The organism is Ruegeria sp. SCP10, from assembly GCF_040329495.1.
Taxonomy (GTDB): domain Bacteria; phylum Pseudomonadota; class Alphaproteobacteria; order Rhodobacterales; family Rhodobacteraceae; genus Ruegeria.
This window is the reverse complement of the sequence record NZ_JBDZYF010000036.1, coordinates 1-4,354: the sequence shown is the minus strand read 5'-3', so window position 1 is coordinate 4,354 and position 4,354 is coordinate 1. Positions and strand designations below refer to the sequence as shown.

At 52.2% G+C, this 4,354-nt stretch carries 2 protein-coding genes and 1 pseudogene; 2 read left to right on the top strand and 1 reads right to left on the bottom strand.

Translation table 11 applies throughout. From position 1 onward, the window contains the following. Positions 1-255 precede the first annotated feature (255 nt). Positions 256-940 (top strand): annotated as a pseudogene (locus ABLN87_RS21950) (IS3 family transposase); the annotation flags it as partial. Positions 941-1,386: 446 nt separating this feature from the next. Here the strand turns inward: ABLN87_RS21950 and ABLN87_RS21945 are convergent. After that, on the bottom strand, positions 1,387-2,418 hold the full coding sequence (locus ABLN87_RS21945) for an IS110 family transposase (RefSeq protein ID WP_353014227.1): 1,032 nt from the start codon (positions 2,416-2,418) through the stop codon (positions 1,387-1,389). Between the two features lie 213 nt (positions 2,419-2,631). Between ABLN87_RS21945 and ABLN87_RS21940 the strand changes: the two genes are divergently transcribed. After that, the gene (locus tag ABLN87_RS21940; RefSeq protein WP_353014225.1) at positions 2,632-4,233 is read left to right on the top strand and encodes a GMC family oxidoreductase; all 1,602 of its coding nucleotides are present in this window, start codon (positions 2,632-2,634) and stop codon (positions 4,231-4,233) included. Positions 4,234-4,354 lie beyond the last annotated feature (121 nt).

The window sequence follows — 4,354 nt, the reverse complement described above, 5'->3', positions numbered from 1 at the left end:
CACGCCCGATCGGTCGCGCACGAACTTTGGAATGACTATGCTCTCGAGTTGACCGCCTGACCGCGCCAGCAAAGGCTCTCTGCAACCGCTGGCAAACAAATTGGCAATGCCCGTCGAGGTGATGGTGCGGGGCCGCCTTCACAAAGCAATTATCTTGCAAAAGCCACCCTTTGATCCTGCGGGCCAGATCCTACGCGAATAAGCCAGAGTAGGTGTATAAGAACACCCAAATTGCGGTCTCGCTGCACCAGTTTTCCACAAGGTCGCGCAGACGAAGACCGATTGGTGGCCGACATGATCGAGCTGACCCGTCAATACGGCCGATATGGCTATCGCAGGAGCGCTGCATTGCTGAGAGGGGCTGAAAGTGCCCGCAAAACAACCGAAGATAGGCCGGCTCAGGCTGAACGATGGGTCGAGTGTTCGGCTGAGGCCGAAGTTTCGCAATCATGTATGGAGCTATGACATCGTTCATTGTCGAACTGACGATGGCAAAGCCTTTCGGACGCTGAACATCCTTGATGAGCACAGCCGGGAGTGCCTGGCGATTAGAGTGAAGCGCAAGCTGAACTCGGTCGATGTGATCGATGCCCTAACGGATCTGTTCATACTTCGGGGTGCACCCCGCTTCATACGTTCAGACAATGGGCCAGAATTCATCGCCCAGACTGTCCGAGACTGGATCACCGCCGTCGGCGCCCAAACGGCTTACATCGAACCAGGGAGCCCGTGGGAGAACGGATACTGCGAAAGCTTCAATGGCCGGTTCAGGGACGAACTGCTTAACGGTGAAATCTTCTACAACCCGCGCGAAGCACAAATTCTGATCGAGCAATGGAGGAAACACTACAACACAAAGCGGCCCCGCAGTGCTCTGGGCTATCGCCCGCCAGCGCCCGAAAACATCATCCCAATGGATTACAGGCCGATGATGCAATAACAATCAAATTGGACCAGTCAGATGAGGCCGCTCGTTCGATTCGTTTTCACAACCAACATCCCCAAATCGCTCCCTCAAGTCTTCGAGGAAGCTTCTGAACAGAAATATCAGGGGGGTCACTTTTGGACGCCGGTAGCCCCAAAATATAGAGGTCATGTGTGGATGCTCCCGGTTTCGCAAGGCGATTTCGGACGAATTTCGGGGTCTCAGTTATCGGTATCGGTCGTGTGTCAGGCCTCATGAGATGTGGCTCAGAACTGCCACGGGCCGTTATGGTGTTCGATCACCGAGGGTCCAAATCGATTTTCAGGACTCGCTTCGTCCTTGACCTCTAGCTGGTTTTCCCTTGGTGGATCAGCCGATCCTGTTTCCCATAATCGTCGTAGATCTCCTCACTCTCCGGAATTGGTCAGCTTGAGTTGACCAGCCCGAGTCTTTGCGCGTTATCAGGCATATTCCACCAGTCCTCCGCGATAATCCTGTTTCTTCGTGACCATGGCCCAAAGAATACGTGCCATCTTGTTTGCCAATGCGACGGCTGCGAGCGTTCCTTGTTTGCGTTCGAGTAGTCGCCCAAGCCAGCTGTCTGGCCTGATCCCTTTCCATCGCGCCCATCGAATGCAGACCGTCGCGCCGGTGATCAGTAGTCGCCTGAGATCGGATTGACCCATCTTGCTGACACGGCCTAATCGGGTTTTGCCACCCGTTGAAAGCTGTCTCGGAACCAACCCAAGCCAAGCAGCAAAATCACGCCCGCGACGGAAGCTTTCCATCGGCGGTGCAAATGCCATAAACGCCGCCGCGTTGATTGGTCCGATGCCGGGCATTGTTCGCAGGCGTCGCATGTCTTCGTCGCGTTTCGTTGCTTCGGCCATCTGCCGTTCAAGCGTGGCGATGGACTGCGCCAGCTGTTCAATGTGGTGGTAGTACAGCCGCGCCGCCTCCAGAACCAAAACTGGTACGAGTTCATTCTCACTTTCCAAAGTGTTCTCGAAGTCGAGCAAGGCAGCATTCCCCTTGGCGACAATGACCCCGTGCTCGGCCAGGTGGCCGCGCACTGTGATGATGAGCTGTGCCCTCTGACGCGTAAGAGTTTGATGGGTGCGGAACAGCAAGGCATGGCTCTGCTGCTCTTGGCTTTTGACCTTTACAAACCTCATGCCCGGCTGACGCACCGCCGTCGCGATCGCGGCAGCGTCATTGGCGTCGTTTTTGGCAGACCGTTTGACGAACGGTTTCACATAGATCGGCGGGATCAGCCTCACGTCGTGACCAAGTTCTGTGGCGAAACGGCCCCAATGGTGGCTGGTCGCGCAAGCTTCCATGGCGACCAAACAAAGCGGATGCTCCGTAAGCAGTTGTTCGAGTTTGCCACGCGTGTACTTGCGATTGAAGACGACAACGCCCTCCGCCGTCGTGGCGCAAACCTGAAACGAGTGCTTTGCAAGGTCTATGGCCAGAATGCTAATCTCTGACATGGATGCTTCCTTTCTTTTGAACTGACTTCTCACAAAGCCAGTCTGGCACATTGCGATGCCTCTGCGGGAGGGAGCATCCACCCCATCAATTTTGCATGCTGGTTCACAGAGTGAAATATACAGCATTCACGCGAATAGTACTACCAATGCCTCTCGACGTAGGGAAGCAAGCAAGTTACATTTAATTCGAGTACGACATTGTTGGAGGTCCGAATGACAACAGGTTACGACTATATAGTCGTTGGAGCTGGTTCTGCGGGATGTGTACTAGCAAACCGTCTGAGTCAGGATGATGGTTGTCGCGTATTGCTTATTGAAGCAGGTGGTGACGCTGATACACGATTAGTACCTATTCCGGGCGCAGCTCCCCGCTTGCAGAACAGTCAGATGGACTGGTCGTATATGACCGTGCCTCAACATGAATTGATGGGACGTAGACTGGCCTACCCGAGAGGCCGTGTGGTTGGTGGCTCAAGCGTTCTGAATTTCATGATCCATGTTCGAGGCAATGCAGGCGACTTTGACGATTGGGAGAAAAATGGTTGTGTCGGTTGGTCATTCAAAGAAGTACTTCCATACTTCAAGCGACTTGAAAGTAGTTCCGGTCTTTCGGGTGAATACCATGGGAAAGACGGTCCAATTGCCGTTTGTAAGAACAAGAATGCTCATCGGCTCTGCCTTACCTTTATTGAAGCGGCTCAGTCAGTCGGAGCCACGCTGAATACCGATTTCAATGGAGAATCACAATGGGGAAGCGGATACTTTGAATCTACTCTCAAGGACGGGAAGCGTTGTAGTTCAGATACCGCTTATCTCAACCCAGTAATAAGCCGTCCAAATCTGGATGTCTTAAAGAAGTCAGTTGTATTACGTTTGATTATAAACAGAAATAGAGCAATGGGTGTTGAATGTTCGCTTGGTGGGAAAAAGCAAAAACTGTTCTACGCGACACAGGAGGTTGTGGTTTCCGCTGGCGCTGTTGGCTCACCTAAGTTGCTAATGGATTCGGGTATAGGGCCAGCAGACCATCTCATGAGAAATGGTATCAGTGTCAATTTGGACCTGCCCGCCGTCGGAAAAAATCTTCAGGATCACTTGTATGTCGGTTCAGTTTTTGGAACTGTTCGAAATCCGAATGAAACATATGGTGAAATTGTCGAAACCTTCGAAGATGCATTGACTGATTTCCAAGAGAATCGCAACGGGCCTTTAGCAACGGTAGGCATGGATGCAGGTGCCTTCTTCGCGGTAGACCCTGGGCAATCGCAACCACAGTGCCAGAGTTTCTTTGTTCCAAGCGTTTCAGAAATATTTAGAAGCGATGGCAAGTTGCCTCGTTCGAGTTTCTATCTCGGTGGATATACCTGTAGACCGATGAGTCGAGGGACGATAACTTTAAGCTCAGAGAATCCACTCGACCCGCCGAATATTGATCCAAACTTTCTCACGGCTGATTATGACATTCGTACCGCCATTGCGCAGTTGAAATGGAATTACGAGGTTTTGAACGCCAAACCATTTGATAAGATTCGAAGTGGTCCGCCCCAACCAGAATTTCAAAATGACACAGAAATCGAGCTGTTTGTGCGGCAAATGGCGAACTCCGCATGGCATCCCGTAGGCACCTGCCGAATGGGAACAAGCATAGATACGGTAGTCGGTCCAGATTTGTCGGTCCACGGGATCGACCAACTTTCAATTTGCGACGCCTCGGTGATGCCGAGTATCGTGAGCGGGAATACTAATGCTGCTACGATAATGATCGCCGAAAAGGGTTCTGATCTAATCCGAGGAAGAATTTCGCAGGTTAGCTAGGGTCAGGATGCATTGATTTTCGCTTAGCGGCCTGATTCACGGCTCAAAAACGAGCGGTGAACATGTCTGATCTTTTCTGGCTGACGGAGGCGCAAATGGCGCGTCTGGAGCCCTTCTTCCC

Excerpts from the sequence above, each read along its gene's own strand:
- ABLN87_RS21940 (WP_353014225.1), top strand. The coding sequence starts at position 2,632 with ATGACAACAGGTTACGACTATATAGTCGTTGGAGCTGGTTCTGCGGGA.
- ABLN87_RS21945 (WP_353014227.1), bottom strand. The coding sequence starts at position 2,418 with ATGTCAGAGATTAGCATTCTGGCCATAGACCTTGCAAAGCACTCGTTT.